This window comes from Sulfurimonas sp. (assembly GCF_023228785.1).
In the GTDB taxonomy this organism is placed as follows: Bacteria; Campylobacterota; Campylobacteria; order Campylobacterales; family Sulfurimonadaceae; genus Sulfurimonas.
The window spans coordinates 18,856-37,891 of record NZ_JALOAN010000022.1 but is presented as its reverse complement, the minus strand read 5'-3'; the positions used below and the strand labels follow the sequence as shown (position 1 = coordinate 37,891).

General features: G+C 33.7%; 22 protein-coding genes. 1 reads left to right on the top strand and 21 read right to left on the bottom strand.

Annotated features, from left to right (window positions below; all coding sequences use genetic code 11):
* Positions 1–135: 135 nt before the first annotated feature.
* From M0Q24_RS07190 to M0Q24_RS07090, 21 genes are all read right to left on the bottom strand, one after another.
* On the bottom strand, positions 136–789 hold the full coding sequence (locus M0Q24_RS07190) for a Tfp pilus assembly protein FimT/FimU (RefSeq protein ID WP_295048906.1): 654 nt from the start codon (positions 787–789) through the stop codon (positions 136–138).
* A 118-nt stretch (positions 790–907) separates the two neighbouring features.
* On the bottom strand, positions 908–2,722 hold the full coding sequence (locus M0Q24_RS07185; protein ID WP_295048903.1) for a citrate/2-methylcitrate synthase: 1,815 nt from the start codon (positions 2,720–2,722) through the stop codon (positions 908–910).
* 9 nt (positions 2,723–2,731) lie between these two features.
* Positions 2,732–4,069, bottom strand: coding sequence for an ATP citrate lyase citrate-binding domain-containing protein (locus tag M0Q24_RS07180; protein WP_295048900.1), 1,338 nt, complete (start codon positions 4,067–4,069; stop codon positions 2,732–2,734).
* 88 nt (positions 4,070–4,157) lie between these two features.
* On the bottom strand, positions 4,158–5,351 hold the full coding sequence (locus tag M0Q24_RS07175) for a hypothetical protein (protein WP_295048897.1): 1,194 nt from the start codon (positions 5,349–5,351) through the stop codon (positions 4,158–4,160).
* Positions 5,348–5,917, bottom strand: a complete 570-nt coding sequence (locus tag M0Q24_RS07170; RefSeq protein WP_295048894.1) for an aminodeoxychorismate/anthranilate synthase component II — start codon at positions 5,915–5,917, stop codon at positions 5,348–5,350. The genes M0Q24_RS07175 and M0Q24_RS07170 overlap by 4 nt, the downstream gene beginning before the upstream one ends.
* Entirely contained in the window at positions 5,918–6,757 is an 840-nt protein-coding gene (galU, locus tag M0Q24_RS07165) for a UTP--glucose-1-phosphate uridylyltransferase GalU (RefSeq protein WP_295048891.1), read from the bottom strand.
* 53 nt (positions 6,758–6,810) lie between these two features.
* On the bottom strand, positions 6,811–7,842 hold the full coding sequence (locus tag M0Q24_RS07160) for an AI-2E family transporter (RefSeq protein WP_295048889.1): 1,032 nt from the start codon (positions 7,840–7,842) through the stop codon (positions 6,811–6,813).
* A gap of 10 nt (positions 7,843–7,852) precedes the next feature.
* Positions 7,853–8,650: an ABC transporter permease gene (locus M0Q24_RS07155; protein WP_295048886.1), complete on the bottom strand. Its 798-nt coding sequence runs from the start codon at positions 8,648–8,650 to the stop codon at positions 7,853–7,855.
* Between the two features lie 5 nt (positions 8,651–8,655).
* Entirely contained in the window at positions 8,656–10,533 is a 1,878-nt protein-coding gene (gene flgK / locus M0Q24_RS07150) for a flagellar hook-associated protein FlgK (protein WP_295048883.1), read from the bottom strand.
* A 1-nt stretch (position 10,534) separates the two neighbouring features.
* Positions 10,535–10,963, bottom strand: coding sequence for a hypothetical protein (locus M0Q24_RS07145; protein ID WP_295048880.1), 429 nt, complete (start codon positions 10,961–10,963; stop codon positions 10,535–10,537).
* Between the two features lie 25 nt (positions 10,964–10,988).
* Positions 10,989–11,195: a flagellar biosynthesis anti-sigma factor FlgM gene (locus M0Q24_RS07140; RefSeq protein WP_295048878.1), complete on the bottom strand. Its 207-nt coding sequence runs from the start codon at positions 11,193–11,195 to the stop codon at positions 10,989–10,991.
* A gap of 80 nt (positions 11,196–11,275) precedes the next feature.
* A complete protein-coding gene (locus M0Q24_RS07135; protein ID WP_295048876.1) occupies positions 11,276–11,575 on the bottom strand; it encodes a rod-binding protein in 300 nt (99 codons plus the stop codon).
* Between the two features lie 23 nt (positions 11,576–11,598).
* The gene (locus M0Q24_RS07130; RefSeq protein WP_295048874.1) at positions 11,599–12,645 is read right to left on the bottom strand and encodes a flagellar basal body P-ring protein FlgI; all 1,047 of its coding nucleotides are present in this window, start codon (positions 12,643–12,645) and stop codon (positions 11,599–11,601) included.
* A 47-nt stretch (positions 12,646–12,692) separates the two neighbouring features.
* Positions 12,693–13,298, bottom strand: a complete 606-nt coding sequence (gene rsmD, locus M0Q24_RS07125) for a 16S rRNA (guanine(966)-N(2))-methyltransferase RsmD (RefSeq protein WP_295048872.1) — start codon at positions 13,296–13,298, stop codon at positions 12,693–12,695.
* On the bottom strand, positions 13,288–13,653 hold the full coding sequence (locus M0Q24_RS07120) for a hypothetical protein (RefSeq protein ID WP_295048870.1): 366 nt from the start codon (positions 13,651–13,653) through the stop codon (positions 13,288–13,290). Before M0Q24_RS07120 ends, rsmD begins: the two co-directional genes overlap by 11 nt.
* Before the next feature lie 147 nt (positions 13,654–13,800).
* Positions 13,801–13,992 carry a hypothetical protein gene (locus M0Q24_RS07115; RefSeq protein WP_295048868.1) on the bottom strand — a complete coding sequence of 64 codons (192 nt, stop codon included), beginning with the start codon at positions 13,990–13,992 and terminating at the stop codon, positions 13,801–13,803.
* Between the two features lie 91 nt (positions 13,993–14,083).
* Positions 14,084–14,410, bottom strand: a complete 327-nt coding sequence (locus M0Q24_RS07110) for an FAD/NAD(P)-binding oxidoreductase (protein WP_295048913.1) — start codon at positions 14,408–14,410, stop codon at positions 14,084–14,086.
* Positions 14,411–14,412: 2 nt separating this feature from the next.
* Complete coding sequence (locus M0Q24_RS07105) at positions 14,413–14,562, bottom strand: hypothetical protein (protein ID WP_295048866.1); 150 nt, start codon at positions 14,560–14,562, stop codon at positions 14,413–14,415.
* 320 nt (positions 14,563–14,882) lie between these two features.
* Entirely contained in the window at positions 14,883–15,572 is a 690-nt protein-coding gene (locus M0Q24_RS07100; RefSeq protein WP_295048864.1) for an exonuclease domain-containing protein, read from the bottom strand.
* Entirely contained in the window at positions 15,566–16,105 is a 540-nt protein-coding gene (locus tag M0Q24_RS07095) for a hypothetical protein (protein ID WP_295048862.1), read from the bottom strand. Before M0Q24_RS07095 ends, M0Q24_RS07100 begins: the two co-directional genes overlap by 7 nt.
* On the bottom strand, positions 16,098–16,526 hold the full coding sequence (locus tag M0Q24_RS07090) for a hypothetical protein (RefSeq protein ID WP_295048860.1): 429 nt from the start codon (positions 16,524–16,526) through the stop codon (positions 16,098–16,100). Before M0Q24_RS07090 ends, M0Q24_RS07095 begins: the two co-directional genes overlap by 8 nt.
* Before the next feature lie 110 nt (positions 16,527–16,636).
* Here M0Q24_RS07090 and M0Q24_RS07085 point away from each other — a divergent pair, with 110 nt between their 5' ends.
* Complete coding sequence (locus M0Q24_RS07085) at positions 16,637–19,021, top strand: GGDEF domain-containing phosphodiesterase (RefSeq protein WP_295048858.1); 2,385 nt, start codon at positions 16,637–16,639, stop codon at positions 19,019–19,021.
* Positions 19,022–19,036 lie beyond the last annotated feature (15 nt).

Here is a 19,036-nt window from a genome sequence, read left to right as displayed (position 1 = left end):
ACAAGGTCTCTTTGTTTGTGGATGGGAATTATAGGGGGTTGTAGCTTAATCGCTTCTTAAAGATGAAAGAAGTTCTTTATTTGTTTTTACTATGTGCTTTTTACATATATATTACTCGCTTTTAGCTAGCTATTTTTAATTTATAATATGTGCGTAACCCGTTTCTGGCTCAATTGCTATTACTATACTTCCTTCACTGCTTGTAAGTGTTATTTCACAAGGATCTCCACCAGCATCTGTTTGAATTAACCTCCCTGCATGATACGCAGTACCAGTTGAACTCATATCTCCAGTAAAAGGTCTTCCCATGTGATCAAATGCTATGCGTGCGTTTGAGCATCCTTTATCTAAAGAATATGATGTAATACCATATGTTTCTCCTATATTTAGTTCTTTAGTTGCTTTTGGATCAGAAGTGTGTAGTTTGCCAGTAAATCCACCAGTTAGTAACTTGAATTTATTCATTGGGTTTATGGCTATCTCTTTGTTATCAGGGTTTCCTGTACTATTCCCACTAGTATCTGAAAAAACAGTATAGGCAACTCTATCATTTGTAAAGTTAGATGTACCAAATACAATTTGCCATCTTCCTTTATACCAATTATCATCTGTAGCATCAAACTTATCATCAACCATAGCTAAATGTTGAGTATATCTTATATGAGATATTAATTGGATAGCTGCTTCTCTTAGTTTGTTCGATTTCATCTCTGGCATTATGACTGCAGCTAATATACCAATAACAATAAGCACAAAAATCAGTTCCATCATAGTGAATGCTTTTTTCATAAGACACCTTTTTAGGTTTTTAAAGTGGCTAATTATAGCAAAAAATACTGAATTATTAAATTATAACAAAATTTGTAGGAAAGTATTTGAGGAGCTTTAACTCCTCAAATTTAGAAGATTAAAGCTCTGGAGCTTTTTGAACATCGTAAAGTATATCATCCATAGGATGTCTATACATTGGCATAGCAAGTCTTTTTTCATCTAAGATATGACCAATAAAACCTATAGATCTGCCTAAAATAAAGAAAGCATTTAAAGCACCTGCGTCTATAAATACATCGATTTCATCATCAGCATATGATAATGATCTCCACATATCCACCATCAAGATACCAATAGTTCCATCAACGTTTAGTATTAGGTTCTCTTTTTTAGATGTTGTTAACTGTTCTACAGTTAATGCATAATCTAACAATGGAGTTGATGGAAAGTTTTCTTTTGCAAATTTTTTAAGCCCTTCTACTCTTAAATCTGGGTTTTTAAGAGATTTTATACGATGACCAATTCCAGGGATTGGAACTCCCTCTTTTTTCATATATGCTAAGAATTCTTGTGGAGAAAGCTTATTATCATCAGCGTATTTAAAGTACTTAGCAGCACCATCTATCGCTCCACCAAATCTTGGACCAATTGTTAATAATCCTGCAATAAGTGAACTTATAACATCTTTGCCAGCTCTAGCTGTTACTTTAGCATTATGCGCACCTGAGACTGCAGGTCCGTGATCTGCAACAGTTTTAAGAACTGTTTCTAAAAAGTCAACTGCCCATCTTGGGTATCTCTTTTTAAACCAAAGAATACTCATTACATCACCTATTGTAAAGCCTGTATCTGGCGTTGCAACGGAGCTGATTGGATAACCACAATAGTGTGCTTCTTCACCTCTATCATCACTGATTGTACAGATAAACTCTTTACTTCTTCTTGTTTTTGGTACAATATTTAACGATGGCTCTTTAATATCTTTTATAATACCCTCAGCATGAAGTTCTCTATATATACCGCTTATTATCTCTGGTAAATTATTAAATGCTGCAGGAACATGAATACCTGCAGCTTTCATTGCAGCATTTTTAGCTTCTGCTGTTTCTTTATCATCATTTGCAGATGCACCAGCATGTCCAAACTGAACGCCACTATCATAGTGCTTAGCAATAGTACCAATACACCACGCAATAATAGGCTTTTTAAGTTTTCCTTCTTTAACTGCTTCTATAACCTTATACTCTTCAGTTCCACCAACTTCACCTAGAAGTAACATATATTTAACTTCAGGGTTAGCTTCCATTCTAAGTAGATTATCTATAAAAACTGATCCTACAAATCTATCTCCACCAATAGCAACGCCTTCAGCGATGCCATCAGCATTCAAAGAGATAATATTTGAAAGCTCATTAAACAGACCACCCGAACGAGTTACAAGTCCACATGAACCTGCACGATGAAGTTTTGACTGAACTATGTTTTCTATTGTTCCGCCAACATTTGCAATTTTAAATGCACCTGGAGCAATACCACCAACAGTAGCAGGTCCAATAACTGTTACACCTAAACTTCTTGCATGCGCATTCATAGCGCGTGCAAGTCTCTCTGGAATTCCCTCAGCTGTTATCATTATAGATTTAAAGCCACCAAGTTCTAATGCTTCCATAGTTACGTCATAAGCTGTTCTAAAAGATGCAAAATTTAAAAGTACGTCAGCTTGTGGTTGTGCAAGCTTTGCATCTGCAGTTGATTTATAAAGTGGTATCATGATTTCATCTGAACCATAAAAAAACTTCTCAAATTTGTTTGAACTAGTAGGTGCTACAATTGCCGCAACCGATGGAGTCTCTCTTTTTATAGTATAGTCATAATCTAACATTCTTTGGATTGCAGTTTTATTGTTGTTCCAAAAAATTGCTTGTGTTTTTTTAGTAAATAATTGTGCCATTTTCTCTCCCTACTTCGCTAAGGCCATACGCACAATGTCAGTAACATGTGTTTCCGGTCCATAAACTTCTATATAAAGCCCAAGTCTATCTGCTGCTTCTTTAATATCTTTTAGACCCTTTTCATAGTTTGGTCCACCACGGCGAACATAAATCTTAATCCCGATTTTTTTCATTTTATCTGCATAGTTTTCAAATGCTTGGATAATTCCTGTAAAAGTTTTAGCAACATCAGTAAAATTAGCGATAGCTCCACCAATAATTAAGATCTTATCTCGACCCTTTGCATCTTTTTTTCTAGTCATCAGATCAAGTAGTGTCTCAGCATAGAACTTTGTCTCGCCTGTAGTTGGTCCACCTGAATACTCTCCATAATTTGCCAAGTCTTCTATACCTGCAAGATCTGCGATAGTGTCAGCATAAACAACGGAAGCCCCACCACCGGCTACCATTGTCCAAATTCTAGCATCTGGTTTTAGTAAAGTAAGCTTTAATGAAGCTCCTGTTTTTGCATCAGCTTCTTCTATAGCTTCAACTTCTGGTGATTTTGATTCCATTCCAAATGAAGTGGGATATTCAACATTACCCCACTCTTCTACCATCATAAAACCTGCTGTATCATCAAGTTTTGCAACCATATCTAGAAGTTCTATTTTTTTGCCTTGAAGTACAAATGGGTTTATTTCAAGATACGCAAAGTTTAACTCTCTATATGCTTTAAAAAAACCTATTGCAAATTTTGTAAATGCTTCTTTATCTTCTTTTGCAACATCTTTAGGGATATTTGCTTTTATCTTTTTAGCTATCTCTTCTTCACTCTCTGTGATATCAAATGCAACTTCTGTTACTTTTTCTTCCCAGCCCTCTTCTACTTCCATGCCACCCTCTGCAGACATATAAAGCATATCAGCATCACCAACACAAGTAGCTGAGATATAGTACTCTTCTTCTTGTTTGTGTGGAGTAAATGGCTCAACAATAAAGTGAGTTAGCATATCAACCTTTGCTTCACCTACAGGAGTATCTCCATCAAATGAAAAATATACTGATTGTTCTTTTGATGACTTTTCATCAATCCAAGACACGGCTTTTGCTAAAGTAACATCTCCTGGCTTAGAGTCTCTAAAAAGAACTAAATCATTTTTGCCTCTTTTACCAAATAGCATATCCGGTTTTGCCACTAACTTTTTATCTTTTAACCATGTGTTTTCTTTTGCGGCTTTTTTTAATTCTGATCCATTTTGAACTATTACCGTTTCGTAAGCATAAGTAAAATCTGGAAAATATTTATCCCAATGCTTTGCTAAAATCGACTTTGCATCATATTCTCTAATCGCTTTTTGAGCCATTTGCAACTCCCTATTTTGTTATTTGTGTGCAATTCTAACACATGTTATTAAAATACTATGTCTACTTACTTAGCTATGCTCTATAGATTTAATTAGTGTTTACTTTAGTAACACTCCCGTAGTAAACAGCTCTATTTTTGTAACTAATTGTTACAGTGCTTTTATTTGTTGAAAGTTTTGAAACTTCTTTCAACTTATAAGTGTTGCAATTAGTTACACCATAGAAGCGCAATCTACTCGACATTTTATAATCAGTATCGACACACTCAACACCTCTGTTCTTAAGCTCTTTTGCCAACTCTTTTGCAACATGCATATTGTATGCAAAGTGATTTTGAGGTTTATTCATATATGGATAAAGTTCTTTGTTAAAAAAAACTACTAAAGTGTTTAACGCAAGAAAGATAAGTGCTATTGTAAATATTAATCTATACTTTGTTCTAAACATCTTTAGTCTGACTCTATATGAGTGATAAAATGTTTGAGCAGCTAATGGTAGTGCTAATATAAGATATGGTGCAAATACCTCTAATCCTATCCTTTGTCTAAAAGATAAAATCAAAGACAATAAAAATGGTATTGTTGCTATAAACCATAATATTTCTATATTTTTAGTTAAATATCTTCTATATAACACATAAAACAAGTAGATAAATACTATAGGGGTAAATATTGCAGTATAAACGCCCATTGCATCTAAGAAGTGTCCTTGCGGAGCTCCGTTTGAATCGACTCCATATAAAAATATTGAGATAAAAAACGCACTTATATTGAAGATGAAAAAGTTTTTCTCTTTTTTATAGATGGCATAGATACCAAGTGCTAAAAAGAGATAGACAAACTCTCCTGCTACTAAAACATAGAGGCTTAAAAGAAAATATGTGTATTTTATAGAGAAATTTTTATATATATAAACAAAAAGTAGAAGTCCAAATATAATGAGCCCTGCACTATTAAGTATGATGGCTGAGCTTACAACTCCTGGCAAAAGAACAAAAACAAGAACTAGCCATAGTCTATTTTTTTCTTTTTGCACATACTCTTTTGATATTTTATAAAGCAGTATTGCACTAAAAAGATGGAGTATTATCATTGGGAGTCTAAGAGCGAAGTCATTTGTACCAAAAAAGTAGATGGAAATTTTTGCTAAAAGGCTTAAAAAAGAGAACTCTTCATACAAAATCATGGATTCTGCATAGGAGATGGAGAGTGAAGATGTCTCAAAGAGAAGTATCGTGGCATCTATTCCTAGGATTAAGAATAAGATGATTTTATATCTCATAGTTTTAAAAAATTTCCTATTATTTTATGTCCATACTCACTCATAATGGACTCTGGGTGAAACTGAACTCCATAGATGGCTCTATCTTTTATCTTTAGAGCCATGATTTCTCCATCGTCTGTGCTATATGCTGTTGGCTCAATATCATTTGAGAGTCTATCTTTATCAACTATCAAAGAGTGATATCTTGTAGCTATAAATTCTTTTGGAATATCCTTAAATATCTCGCACTCTTTTACTACTTTCATTGTTGAAGTTTTTCCATGCATCATATTTTTTGCACGAACTACATCTCCTCCAAAAGTTTGTGCAATACTTTGATGGCCCAAACAGATCCCTAAAATCGGCACTATATCTTTAAAGTGCTCTATTACTTCAAGTGTTACACCAGCATCATTAGGAGTAGCAGGGCCAGGTGATATAATGATTTTTTCAGGTTTTAGTGCCTCTATCTCTTCTAAGCTCATCTCATCATTTCTAATAATTTTGAGATCTGCTCCTAGTTCTCTACAATATTCAACTATATTGTAAGTAAAGCTATCATAGTTATCAATCATTAAAATCATCTACTTATCCATTTTTTGTTTATCATAAAAGTAGTTTGTAGCCTCTACAAAACCATCAACACTACCACAATCAAATCTTTTGCCTTTGAACTTATAGGCAATTACGCCACCTTTTTTAGCTTGAGCTAGTAGGGCGTCAGTAATTTGAATCTCTCCACCTTTTCCAGCTTTTGTTTTCTTTAAAATGTCAAAAATATCAGGAGTTAGTATATATCTTCCTATGATGGCTAAGTTAGATGGAGCATCCTCAGGTTGTGGTTTTTCAACCATATCACTCACCCTTATGATATCCTCTTCAATAGTTTCACCAGCTATAACTCCATACTTACAAGTATCTTTTAGAGGGATCTCTTGGACTGCTACGATGCTACATTTATATTTCTCGTAAAGTTTAACCATCTGAGTAAGAACTGAATCTCCATCATTGTCACACAAGTCATCTGCTAAAATAACAGCAAAAGGCTCATCTCCTATAAGTGTCTCACCACATGCTATAGCGTGTCCTAAACCTTTCATCTCAAGCTGTCTTGTATATGAGAATGTACACTTTGTTATAACATCTCGGATCTCAGTTAGGTAGTGCTCTTTTGAAGTTCCTTTTATCTGATGTTCTAACTCATAAGAGATGTCAAAATGATCTTCAATAGCTCTTTTTCCTCTTCCGGTCACTATCGCCATAGTCTCTATCTCGGCTTCTATAGCCTCTTCAACACCATATTGCAGAAGTGGTTTTGTAAGAACTGGTAGCATCTCTTTTGGGATAGCCTTTGTAGCTGGTAGAAACCTTGTTCCATAGCCTGCTGCTGGAAAAAGACATTTTTTAATTTTTTCATTTGACATATTAAACCTTGAAATATTTTCAAATAAGAGTCTATCTTGATTACTCTTTTATTTTACTTTTTTTCTACCAAGTTATCCGCAGTACCTAGTAAAACAGCGATAAACTTTGTCTCTTTGTTTGAATCAAAAACAATTTTTGCCATCATTGTAAGTGGAATAGAAAGTAACATTCCTACAATCCCAAGTAGCCATCCCCAAAAGATAAGAGATAAGAAAACTACTAAAGTTGATAGTCCCAAGCCCTTACCCATAACTTTTGGCTCAATAACAGATCCAATCACAACATTTACTATTATATACAAAACACTCACCATAAACGCGCTAAGTGAGCCAAGTTGCACTAGAGTTAGGAGTACAACTGGAATTGCAGCTATAATTGAACCTATATTTGGAATGAAGTTTAACATAAAAGCCAAAACTGCCCAAAGAAAAGCGTAGTCAGTACCGATAATTAAAAGCGCTACATATATAACGAAAGCTGTAAAAAGAGATATAATAGCTTTTAAGACCATATATCTTTTAATCTTGCCAACTATCTCTTGTATATCCTCTTTCATACCTCTATTGCCACTTGCAAAGGCTACCTTATCTGTAAAGTGCTGAGATTCTAAGAGCATAAAAATCACACTTAGCAAAATCACAAAACCATTTGTAAACATAGATCCGATACCTTGAACTATTCCGCTTGAGAGTTGCATAATTTGCTTTGGATCTATGATACTTAAGAGTTCACTCTTTGGCAATTCAAAGCCCATGTTCATAAAAATTTCAAAAAGTTTATCAAAACTACTTGAGAGTTGTTGTTCATACACAGAAATATTTGAGCTAAATTCTTGAACTGATGAACCTATAAGCTTTGCGACCAACAATAAAAGTATCACAAACAAACTCATAACTAAAGTTAGTGAAAGAACATTTGGTAGCCCTTTTTTGTTGAAGTAGTTATAAGATGGTGAGAGGATTATTGCTATGAAAAGTGAGAGTAAAAATGGTACAACTATTTCTGAGGCACTTTTTATCCCCGCTAAAATCACTATAACACTTGCACTAACTATAAAAATATAACCAAAATTTCTCTCTTGCATTATAAACCTTTTAGCTTTGGATCTGTTTTTGATTTGTGAGTTGTTGAAGGAAGTTTGAGATATTTATAAGTGAAAAAGTTACTAAAAAAATCATAAGTCCTGGAAAAAAGCTAACCCACCATGCTATCTCTATAACTTCTTTTCCTCCGCTAAGTATTGTGCCCCAACTCATTTGAGGAGCTACAATGCCCAGACCTAAAAAACTAAGTCCTGACTCTGCAAGTATTGCTCCACCAACTCCAAAAGTAAAACTAACAAAGTAGATAGGAGCTAAAAGAGGTGCGTAATATTTAAAAAGTATTTTTATTTTTGAGACTTTTGCGATGTTTAGTATCTTTATATATGGCTGAGTTGTTATGCTAAAACTCTCAGATCTTATGAGTCTAGCCGTTGTCATCCAACCTGTAATTGAGATAATGATTATTAAAACCCAAGCAGAAGCATTTACATAACTCACAAGTGCTAAAAGTAAGAAAAATGTAGGAAATGTTAAGAACAGATCTACTGTAACTATAAAAGATTTATCTACTACTCCTCTAAAGTAACCAGCCATAGATCCAAGGATCAACCCTATAAAAGACGCTATAAAAGCACTTCCAACACCTATAATAAGAGAGATTTTTCCACCTTCTATTAGTCTAGCTAGTATATCTCTTCCAAGTCTGTCAGTTCCTAAGAGATGTTGGAATGATGGTGGAGTAAGTATTGAGTTGCTTTGAAGTGCGTAAGGATCTACGCCATAAAAAAAAGAGCCTAAAAAAGAAAAAGTAAAGATGCAAAATAGAATTGCAATACTAACTTTTGGCATCTTCTTTATTGCTTGATGCCAAGTAGAGTAGTCATCATTTGGTCAACTGTAGTAATAACCTTTGCTGCAGCACCATATGAAGTTTGATACTTAATTAGGTTAGTCATCTCTTCATCTAAACTTACTTTAGAAACTGAGTTATACTCCATCTCTGTGGCTCTAAACTGAGTTGTTATAGTTTCATTTTTAAGAGTAGCTGCCATTGTTTTACTACCAACTTCTGTAGCTACTAAGTCAAACATAGCATAGCTTGTTAATTCATACTTTTGAGAGCCAACTTTAAAGTCAAACTTTTCATATTGATGTTGAATCATATTTAGTGCTACAACATTATCCCCAGATGAAGGTGTCTGCCCAGCTGATGCCAATGTAGGATTATTAGCTATTGCCTGGTTTAGCTCTATACTTTGAGCACTATCTCCATCAAAATATCGATTTAGTCCCATCGCTCCTGCAAAGTTAGTTCCTGTTTTATATGAATCATTTTTTAAAGTATCATGAATAGCAAAGGTATATCCTTTTGACTCCGCAACAGAATCAAGTGTAAGCTCCATTGCATTGTTTCCATTTTTTAACGTTCCCCAGTTAAAGTTTATAAAGTCATCTATATCATTGTTAGCATTACCATCAGCATTGTCGTCTTTTTGCGCTTCTAATTGACCTTGAATTGAGTTTGAACCAACTGTTCCCGTCATAGTAGTTGCTTGATTTATAGTTATCTCTCTTGATGATGTTACATTCCCATCCAAATCATATATCACTACGCTAAACGTACCTGCATTTATATTTAGTGAGTTCATCATAGCGTCTGTAGGATTTAGAGTTATTTCATTTGACTCCATCCGAGTTGTAGCACCTCTTGCATAGATGTTGTTAGTTGATTCTATAAGACCTTTTGCAAACGAGTCCATCTGAGATATAACATTTTGGATAACTCCATCTGTTGGCATACCACTTGTCGTGTCGATGGAAGATCCACGAAGATTTAAAATCGAGCCTATAACCCCGCCAGTTATTTTTTCAGCCATAGGGATTAGAGTACCATCTTGTCTCTCATACGCTACTTCATAAAAGCCATTTAGATTATTTTCATTAGAGAGATGTATGGGGTGATGTGTATTCCCATCTACTATATTAAATCCATTTACATGGATGCTATAACTTCCAGTTTTTGTATTTGATGAACTACTTATTTGCATATTTGATGTTAGTTGACCAGAGTTTACATCAGCACCAATAAGTCTAGATAAATTTCTTTCCAAAACATTTCTTTGATCTCTTAAATCATTTGCTGTAAATGTATCACCAGCTTCTGCTATGTCTATAGACTTGTTTATAGACGCGATCTTTTGAGCTATGGAGTTGACTTCATTTATATTTACAGCAAGTTGATCATTTAACTGACTTTGAAGAGATTTTACTTGATTTTGAGTATTTGAGATATGTTTTGTAAGCGTATGTGTCTGAGTTGTAAGTGCTAGTTTTATAGCATCATTATCAGGATTATCAGCAAAAGTTTGCCACATATCATAATACATTGTCATATCAGCTTTTATACCGACACCATCAATCTCAGGAAAATATGTTGAGAGCTCATCGAGAGTTTTCTTCTCAAAATCACTAAACTCTTTGTCTCTAGATACTGCACTATATCTATCAAAAACAAAGTTATCAAAGATTCTTTGTATATCTTGAACTTCAGCACCATTTCCTACATTGCCAGGATAAGTGCTAAGTGGAGTAGCTGCTTTTACTACAACTCTTTGTCTACTATAACCCTCAATTTTATCACCTGCAATATTGTGACCAGTGGTGTTAATACCAGCTTGCGCTACTTTTAACCCTGAGTAACCAATGTGAAGTGCGTTAAATATAGATGCCATATTATGCTCTTACTTCCAATATAGTCGAGTTTTTAGATGCTACTTTATTGTAACCTTGCATTTCTGTTGGAACTATTCTCTCTAGAAATGTGTTGTATAAGTTACTAACTACTAGTACAAGTCTTGCGTAGTGTTTGTTTACATCTCTTAACTTGTTTAGTTCTGCTTTTAATTCATCGAGTTGAAGATGTTGCTCTTTACTTATGAGTTCTGGAAGATCCATGTCAGGATTTTTTGTCATTAAAGAAGATATTTCATGATCTATCATAGCTTTTTTATGCTCAAAACTTTTTAATTTTTCTTCTTTTAGCGACAATCTGTCAAACTGAGGATCGTTTTTAGCTTCTTTAATATCTGCTATATCAGACTCTGTAATTTGTATCAGATCTCTTAAATCGGCTAACGCACCTTGTAAATGATGAGACAACATATCTTACCCTTATCTTATTTTAAACCTAAAGCAACTCTTGTGCTATCTTTTTTGAGAGTTCTTCTAAGTTGATTTTATACTCGCCAGAGTCAATCGCTTCTTTAATACGCTCGACCTTGCTTGTATCGCCTTGTTTTGTTATGTTTGTATTAGTTTTACTAGCTTCTTTTGATTCACCAAAATTACTAGCGTACGAACTGCGAATAGCAGAACTATTTAGTTGAGAAATCATTACTCATCCTTTCTTTGTCATATAGAGTTTTTCTTATTACTTCTATATCGACAAAATCTAAAAATACTTCAACCAATTCTCTAACGTTTTTCGCTTAAAAAGTCATAAAGCATCTGTGAAAAACCAAATCCACCAGAGCTTGCCTTTGCAAGTTCATCCCTATACATGGACTTATAGATCTTCTCGCCTGGATCATTTTGCTCAGTAAAAAGATTTTTTTCATTTTCCATTGCATTATCCATTAGCATCTTAAGTATTACAGACTCAAATGCATCTGTTTGTTCTCTTAGTTTATCTTCTTTAGAATTTTCATTTATTTTTGGAATGTTCATATTCTTAGACATCATTTGTGCTTGAGCACCTATTGAATTACTATACATTAATCTCTCCTTATCATAAAGTTTTACATCACTTTTAGTTGTGCTGAGATACTTCCCGCACTCTTCATAGCTTCAAGTATCGCTATGATATCTTTTGGAGTCGCTCCCAACTTTTGAAGTGAACGAACTACATTTGCTACAGTTGTAGTTCCTCTTTTTGTATAAAGTTCATTTTGATTTAATCCAATGACCAAGTCATTATCTAAGGCTAAAGAACCCTCTGGTTGAGATAATTCATCTTGTTCAAGTATCTTTATAGTTATATCTCCATGAGTTAAAACTACAGGTTTTACTTCTATATCTATCCCAGCAATTATAGTTCCCGTTCTTTCATTTATAATAATCTTGTTTTTAGGTTTATAGTCCATATCAATACCTTGAACCTCAGCTAAAAACTCTATCATGCTCTTGTTTTGCGGTTTTTTAAGACGGATAGATCTAGGATCCATAGCAACTGCAACTTGAGTATTATAATAATCATTTATCGCTTTTTGGATTGCTACACTGTTTTTAAAGTTTGACTCTTTGAGTGAAAGATTTGCGTACTCTTGATTATAGAGATCTATATTTATCTCGCGCTCCACAAATCCACCCTCATAAACTATTCCAACAGTAGGATGTGACTCACTTCCCGCACCTCTGGTATTTTTTCCACCAATACTTATATGCCCTTGTGCAAGTGCATAGATCTTTCCATCTACACCTTTTAGTGGCGTCATCAAAAGTGTTCCGCCCTCTAGTGACTTTGCATCTCCAATAGAAGAGACTGTAATATCAAACTTATCTCCTTGTCTAGCAAAGGGAGCTAAGTTTGCAGTTACAACAACAGCAGCGACGTTTTTTGATTTTATATCTATGGGATTCATGTCAATATTCATAGCTTTTAACATGTTTGAAATGGACTGGAGTGTAAATTTTGAAGTAGTTCCATCTCCTGTTTTTTGAAGACCAACTACAAGTGAGTAACCAATAATCTGGTTTTCACGAACACCCACGATATTTGCGACATCATTTATCTTTGTAGCCCAAATAGCACTAAGTGTAAGTAAGAGAAGTAGAAATATTTTCATAGTAGTCCTTTTAACTAGCTACGAGTGAGCAATATTTATTCCACTTCCTAGTTTAAATCATCTTCTAGATATGTAAGTGTAGTTTTTCCAAATTTTTTAGTTTTTCTTACTTTATATATTCCTATCTTTTGTGGTATTTCTAAGCCACTCATATGCTCTATAATGATGAGTTCAACAACTTCTTTTGGTATTGAAGCGATCATCTTTATCATATTGTCATAGATATCTTCCATACCTTCTCTAATGCTAAATGGCGGATCTATGTAAAAGTAGGCTTTTTGTGAGTTTTTCATAAGTCTTGATACTACACTTTTCATATTAGTAAAACTATCTCCACTAAAGATCTCACAAGCACTTGGATCTGTTTGTTTTATATTCTCTTTTAAAACTATTAGTGCGTCTCTATCTTTTTCCATAAAAATAATCTCTTTTGCTCCACGACTCAGGGCTTCAAGCCCAACAGATCCACTCCCTGAGAAGACCTCAACAAAAGTCGCATCTATGATCTCAAACTGAATTGTGTTAAAAAAAGATTCTAGAACTATTGATTTTGAAGAACGTGTGGTTGTCTTTGATGGAAGTTTTAAAACTCTATTTTTAAACTTTCCTGAGACTATTTTTTTTGTTAGTGGTTTTGTGTTTTTATTTTTCATAAAATGCTCTAACTGCCTTTAAAAGATTGTCTTGATACTCTTTTGTTAAACTCTCTATTCGCCTTTGCAAGATGCTAAAATCCATCTCATCTGCATCTTCTAAATTATCTTCATATGCCTTTGGGCTTATACTTTTATATCTTTTTTGCAAAGCCATGATGAGATTAGATTTTGAAAATGGCTTCATAAGATCTCCATCACTATCTTTTGAGATATAAAATGCTCTATCATCGCCTAAAACTTTATAGTCACGAACTACTATATCAGAGTTTTTTATGGAGCTAAGATAGGAAGATAAAAAGATTTCTAATGATTTTTGCAACAAGGGAGATCTACACTCAACGGCAACTTTCATACTTTTCCTTGTAAAAATAGATGATATTTTTTTCACAAGAAGTATAACACATGAGACTTAACTTTTTGTAGTTTATTGCTTTGTTGGCTACTTAATAAGTACTAAGATCTCAGATGATTTTTAACATATATAGATCTTCACTTATCATTAAAATGAAGCAAATGTATCCCCTGTAATCGCATCGAACCAGCCAACAAGTCCTTCACCACCAGACTCATCATAGTATTTTCCATCGTCATTTACTTCTAAAGTTTCTCGAACCCACATATCATTATTTTTGTCAAATCCGAACTCTTTCATTATGTTAATGCCGAGCTTAAATGTTTGTGTAGAGACCATAGATGAGCATCCTACTACATATTTGCGTCTTGCTACAATGTAGTTTAGATCATCATCGATATCTCTATAAGTATCTCTTTAGTGTCAAAATCTACATCAAGTAGTTCAAAACCACCAACATATTCGATGACGCCTTCATAGAGATAGCCTCTTTATTTGTAAATACTTTTTGCTCTGTTTTATCTATACTATTTACTTCAGCATGAAGAACTTCATAACCATAACTGAGTTGTACTTTTCGGTAGTTAAAGAGGAAATTTTCCTTTTTAAAGTCAGAGTGACCGCTTAAGAGCGTATTGCTCACTGGACAGACAAAGTAGTATGGATTTTTCTCTATAACTAGCACTTCTATATGGTTATTTAGATCATTTTGTTTGATAGCTGAAGCTGTATTTAACCCTCCAAAACCACCACCAATAACTACAACTCGATACTTTTTCTTTTTATACGATCAGGTAAAACTCTTGTTTGTTTATCTATTTGTGGTGTTTGTAGATCTTTACATCCACTCACCGCTAAAGCACTTGCACTCAGTGCCCAAAGTGTTAAAAATTTTCTTCTTTCAATCATAACAACTCCATTCATAAGTAATTTATATAATATATATTAGTTTTATAAATGATAGTTTATAGATATGCTAGTAAAATTGTGCTTAATCTTTTTTTTAGTATTTATTATTAATTTGCAAACTAGATTCCGTGTCAAGCACGGAATGACGGGGGGGGGACCATCATGCTGAATGAAAGACCATCATGCTGAATGAAAGACCATCATCCTGAAAGAAAGACCGCCATTCTGAATGAAAACCCATCATCCTGAACGAAAGACCGTCATCCTGAACTTGATTCAGGATCTATCTATAAACAAAGATCTTATTTATAAACTTTATCTCACCTACCAAGATAGTAGGTGATGCTATATCGTAGATCTTCATCTAGATCTACTATATTTGCTAGCATCCACTCCAAATATCTCCTGTCACACAGGCTTATTTCTTCTATATATCTGCCGTTATATTTTCCAAACTCAAACTTCTCTAAGAGGACTTTTTCGCTTGTGAGTCTTACAAGTTCACTCTCATCTGCTAGATCTAGAAGCATCTCGTAGAGACTTTTTGCTGTCATGGCATCGCTTAGTGCCTGATGGGCTACTCTTGGCTCTTTTTCTTGTTTGTAGAGCTTTAATTCATATCTTAAAAATTGTAAAGAAAAAAACTCACACTCTTTTATAAGATGTCTTGTAGCTCGAAGAGTATCTACAACACTTCCAAAAAACTCAAACCCAGAAGCTCTTAACATCTTAAGATCAAAGTTAATGTTGTGCCCTATTATGGTTGTATTTATATCATTGTGCGCTTGTAAAAATCCATAAGCTTTTGTATCTTGTAGTTTTGGTTTGCCTTTTATCATCTCATTTGTTATATGGTTGATACTAGAGGCTAAAGGTGGGATTTTCTTACCTTCATTTACAAGCTCATATATGCTTTTTACGTCTCTGTCTTCTTCATATACAACTGCTATAGAGCATATCTTGTCAGTTGGATCTAGCCCTGTTGTTTCTGTGTCTAAAAAGATTAACATCTACTAATCTTAACTCTTTTACATCTAGCCGACATAAAGATAAAAGAGAGATAGCCACTAGCTAGGATAAAGAGATATAACCAGTAGATATTAAACCACTCAAAAACACCGCCATAGGAGCTAAAAAGATATGTGAAAACTAAGGAGATTATCATAAAAGAACCCACCAGCCAGATCATAAGCATAAACCATTTTCTCCAAACTTTAAGTAGATCTCCATAACCTATGACTTTAAGCTCTTCTTTTATATCACAACTTAAAAGTGTTAATTTGTATCCATAAATACAAGTGTTAAAAATGTACTTCATGCCTCTAAAGAGTGCTAAAAGTAGAGTTGCGTTTAAAAACAGGGCAAACCAAAAGCCAAAAACTTCTAAAAGTGCCTGTATCACTTGTTCATCTAAGGCACTCATGCCTTGAATCATATAGATATATAGTGTAACAAAAACAGAAAATAAAGCTGCAAATATAACACTACAAAATGTAAGTCTAAGCGCCCATCTAAGCCATAAAAAAAAGTAAAACTTAGCCATCTACTTCAAACTCTCTTATCATGTCATAGTAATTCTCTAATGTCATAAAACTCTTCTCAAATCTGTAACGAATTATAAATTCAACTACCATATCTTTTATCTCTATATTGATTTTTTCTGCCTTACCAAAGTAAGCTAATGAAACATTTGTACTTTTTTTAACAGCATTTTTATCATAACTAATTGCTAAGATTTGAAGATATTTTCCCTCTTTTATTTCACCTAAATTCTCAGCTAAAAGTGAAGCTCCTGAGAGGTTTATGGCTTTAAATTCAAATAGATCTTTAAACTCTTTTACTTTTTCATCTATCTCTAAAATCTTATAAAGCTTTTGTAAAATTTTTAAGTTTTCTTTTCTAGCTGTCTCATAAGATGATATTTTATTTGTTAGGTTTTTTAGTCTATCTAGTGCCGAACTCATCTTTTGCCTCTTTATTTTTTGCATTTTAAAAACATTAGCAGTATAACAAAAAAGCTATCCTTTATAAATAAAACAGTAGAATCATCAAAAATCACTCAATTGGTTTGTGCATGAAACTATCTTTTACTTCTTTAACGGTTAAAACTCTTGGGCTACTTTTTTTATCATCAAGTGTTTTCATACTTTTCATACTTTTTATAGCCAAAGACTCTTTTTCAGAGGGTTATATCTATCTTGTCAAAGAAGAAGTTACTTCCATAGAGAAGAAACTTCATGATGAAATCTCAACTAACTTGCAAAACAGAACTTTTGACAAACTTGAAGTCATAATCAAACCTTATCTCAAACACAAAAAAATCCTACTTATTAAAATAGACTCAGATCTACTTGATAAGCCTCTTGTTGTTTATAAAAAAGAAAAATCAATACAAAAACTACAAGATGATAAACATTTTTCATTTACTAAAGATATTTTCAAAGATGGCACTTTAAATAAATTAGCAAGCGTTACACTAATATACTCAAATCATTCTTATGAAACATATATGCAAAACTTCTACAGATACTTCATCGGTGGCGTTTTTATCTTTGGACTTGCTATCATTTTTCTTGGATTTTTACTATATAACTCTTTAAAAAAACTCAGAGTTCTAGCCAAATCACTTGAAAAATTCAATCCTTATGACACCGAAGTTAGTATTGTTAGCATAGACACAAATGATGAGATAGGGACTATAAGTAAGTCTGCTGGCATTATGGTAAATAAACTAAAATCTTACATACAAAGCACTAAAGAGTTAAATGAAACCATAAAACAAAAAGAAGCACACCTAAAAGAAGCTCAGAGGTTAGCTAAAGTTGGGAGTTGGGAATATAATGTTGTAGAAAAAGAACTAACTCTAAGTGATGAAATTTATCGTATTTTAGGAGTGAGATTTGGAACTGTAATAACTTGGGATGACCTTTTAGCTTATATCTCAAAAGAAGATTCTCAAAGGATTTTAAATATTTTAGAAGAGGCCATAAAAAATGGCTCGAAGTTTAATATTAAGTATGCTCTTACGCTCCAAAGTAAAAAAGAAATTTTTGTTCAAACAAAAGGTAAGGTTAGAAAAAAACAAGGTGGTCAAGTAAGAATAACTGCAATTACTATGGATATAACAAACGATATAAAAAACAAACAAACCATAGAGAGACTCGCTTATTATGATGCTCTGACTGGACTTGCAAACAGAACACTTCTCCAAGATAGGATGGAAAAAGCCCTACAATATGCAAAAAGACAAGAGACATGTCTAGCTGTTATGTTTTTAGATTTAGACCACTTCAAACTCATAAATGACACACTCGGACACAGCGTTGGGGATGAACTTCTCATACATATATCAAAAATATTAAAAATCCATCTAAGAGAGTCCGATACCCTCTCAAGACTAGGGGGAGATGAATTTATCATACTCTTACCATCAGTAAAATCCCATGAAGATGCTAACATCATTGCAAACAAAGTTCAAAATACTCTTCAATGCAAACACGATATCGGAAAGCATCAACTATACATAACTTCAAGTATGGGAATAGCGCTATATCCAGAGCATGGAGAGAGTGCTGATGAGCTTATAAGAAATGCAGATACTGCAATGTATGAAGCCAAAAGTAGTGGCAGAAATAGTTTTGCCATCTACTCTAAGAGCATGGGAAATTTCGTAGATAAACAACTTAACTTAGAACAGGACCTAACTCAAGCAGTTAAAAACAAAGAGCAAATAGAAGTATATTATCAAGTAAAAGTCAATGCTAAAGATGGGTTTATTTCAGGGGCAGAAGCTTTAGTTAGGTGGATTCATCCAACAAATGGCATCATAATGCCCGATGATTTTATTCATATTGCAGAGAGTACAGGCTTGATGGTTGAACTTGGAAATATAGTTATAGAAGAGTCTATCTCAAAACTACAAGAACTAAATAGACTAGGACTAAGCGGACTAAAAATCGCCATAAACCTCTCAGCAAGACAGTTTCAAGATCCAAGACTCATCTCTTTTGTATCGACTATGATTGAGAGATATGAAGTCAATCCTGCTCAAGTAGAGTTTGAGATCACAGAAACACTCTCAATGATAAATATTAACAATACTCTTAGAATTTTAAAAGAACTTAAACAAACTGGCGTATCTATAGCCATAGATGACTTTGGTACTGGGCACTCTTCTTTATCATACCTCAAAAAATTTCCTATAAACAGCCTCAAAATCGATAAAACTTTTGTCTTAGATATCATAGATGATGCAGATGATAAAGCAATAGTTCATGCTATAATCTCCATGGCACACTCGTTAGGTTTTACTACAGTTGCTGAAGGCGTTGAGACTAAGGAGCATGTGGACTTATTAAAAGAGATGGGTTGCGATGAACTTCAAGGTTATTATTTCTCAAAGCCTGTTGCAAAAGATGAGTTAACATCTTTTATGCATAACTTTACACCAACTAAGTAACTAATTTAGATATAA

Bases quoted from the DNA above. Each gene is read 5' to 3' on its own strand.
- M0Q24_RS07135 (WP_295048876.1), bottom strand. From the start codon at position 11,575: ATGTATAGTAATTCAATAGGTGCTCAAGCACAAATGATGTCTAAGAAT.
- M0Q24_RS07175 (WP_295048897.1), bottom strand. From the start codon at position 5,351: ATGAGATATAAAATCATCTTATTCTTAATCCTAGGAATAGATGCCACG.
- flgK (WP_295048883.1), bottom strand. From the start codon at position 10,533: ATGGCATCTATATTTAACGCACTTCACATTGGTTACTCAGGGTTAAAA.
- M0Q24_RS07170 (WP_295048894.1), bottom strand. From the start codon at position 5,917: ATGATTTTAATGATTGATAACTATGATAGCTTTACTTACAATATAGTT.
- M0Q24_RS07180 (WP_295048900.1), bottom strand. From the start codon at position 4,069: ATGGCTCAAAAAGCGATTAGAGAATATGATGCAAAGTCGATTTTAGCA.
- M0Q24_RS07160 (WP_295048889.1), bottom strand. From the start codon at position 7,842: ATGCAAGAGAGAAATTTTGGTTATATTTTTATAGTTAGTGCAAGTGTT.
- M0Q24_RS07090 (WP_295048860.1), bottom strand. From the start codon at position 16,526: ATGAGTTCGGCACTAGATAGACTAAAAAACCTAACAAATAAAATATCA.
- M0Q24_RS07145 (WP_295048880.1), bottom strand. From the start codon at position 10,963: ATGTTGTCTCATCATTTACAAGGTGCGTTAGCCGATTTAAGAGATCTG.
- M0Q24_RS07100 (WP_295048864.1), bottom strand. From the start codon at position 15,572: ATGTTAATCTTTTTAGACACAGAAACAACAGGGCTAGATCCAACTGAC.
- rsmD (WP_295048872.1), bottom strand. From the start codon at position 13,298: ATGAAAAATAAAAACACAAAACCACTAACAAAAAAAATAGTCTCAGGA.
- M0Q24_RS07155 (WP_295048886.1), bottom strand. From the start codon at position 8,650: ATGCCAAAAGTTAGTATTGCAATTCTATTTTGCATCTTTACTTTTTCT.
- M0Q24_RS07120 (WP_295048870.1), bottom strand. From the start codon at position 13,653: ATGAAAGTTGCCGTTGAGTGTAGATCTCCCTTGTTGCAAAAATCATTA.
- M0Q24_RS07185 (WP_295048903.1), bottom strand. From the start codon at position 2,722: ATGGCACAATTATTTACTAAAAAAACACAAGCAATTTTTTGGAACAAC.
- M0Q24_RS07095 (WP_295048862.1), bottom strand. From the start codon at position 16,105: ATGGCTAAGTTTTACTTTTTTTTATGGCTTAGATGGGCGCTTAGACTT.
- galU (WP_295048891.1), bottom strand. From the start codon at position 6,757: ATGTCAAATGAAAAAATTAAAAAATGTCTTTTTCCAGCAGCAGGCTAT.
- M0Q24_RS07140 (WP_295048878.1), bottom strand. From the start codon at position 11,195: ATGATTTCTCAACTAAATAGTTCTGCTATTCGCAGTTCGTACGCTAGT.
- M0Q24_RS07115 (WP_295048868.1), bottom strand. From the start codon at position 13,992: ATGGTCTCTACACAAACATTTAAGCTCGGCATTAACATAATGAAAGAG.
- M0Q24_RS07130 (WP_295048874.1), bottom strand. From the start codon at position 12,645: ATGAAAATATTTCTACTTCTCTTACTTACACTTAGTGCTATTTGGGCT.
- M0Q24_RS07105 (WP_295048866.1), bottom strand. From the start codon at position 14,562: ATGATTGAAAGAAGAAAATTTTTAACACTTTGGGCACTGAGTGCAAGT.
- M0Q24_RS07190 (WP_295048906.1), bottom strand. From the start codon at position 789: ATGAAAAAAGCATTCACTATGATGGAACTGATTTTTGTGCTTATTGTT.
- M0Q24_RS07085 (WP_295048858.1), top strand. From the start codon at position 16,637: ATGAAACTATCTTTTACTTCTTTAACGGTTAAAACTCTTGGGCTACTT.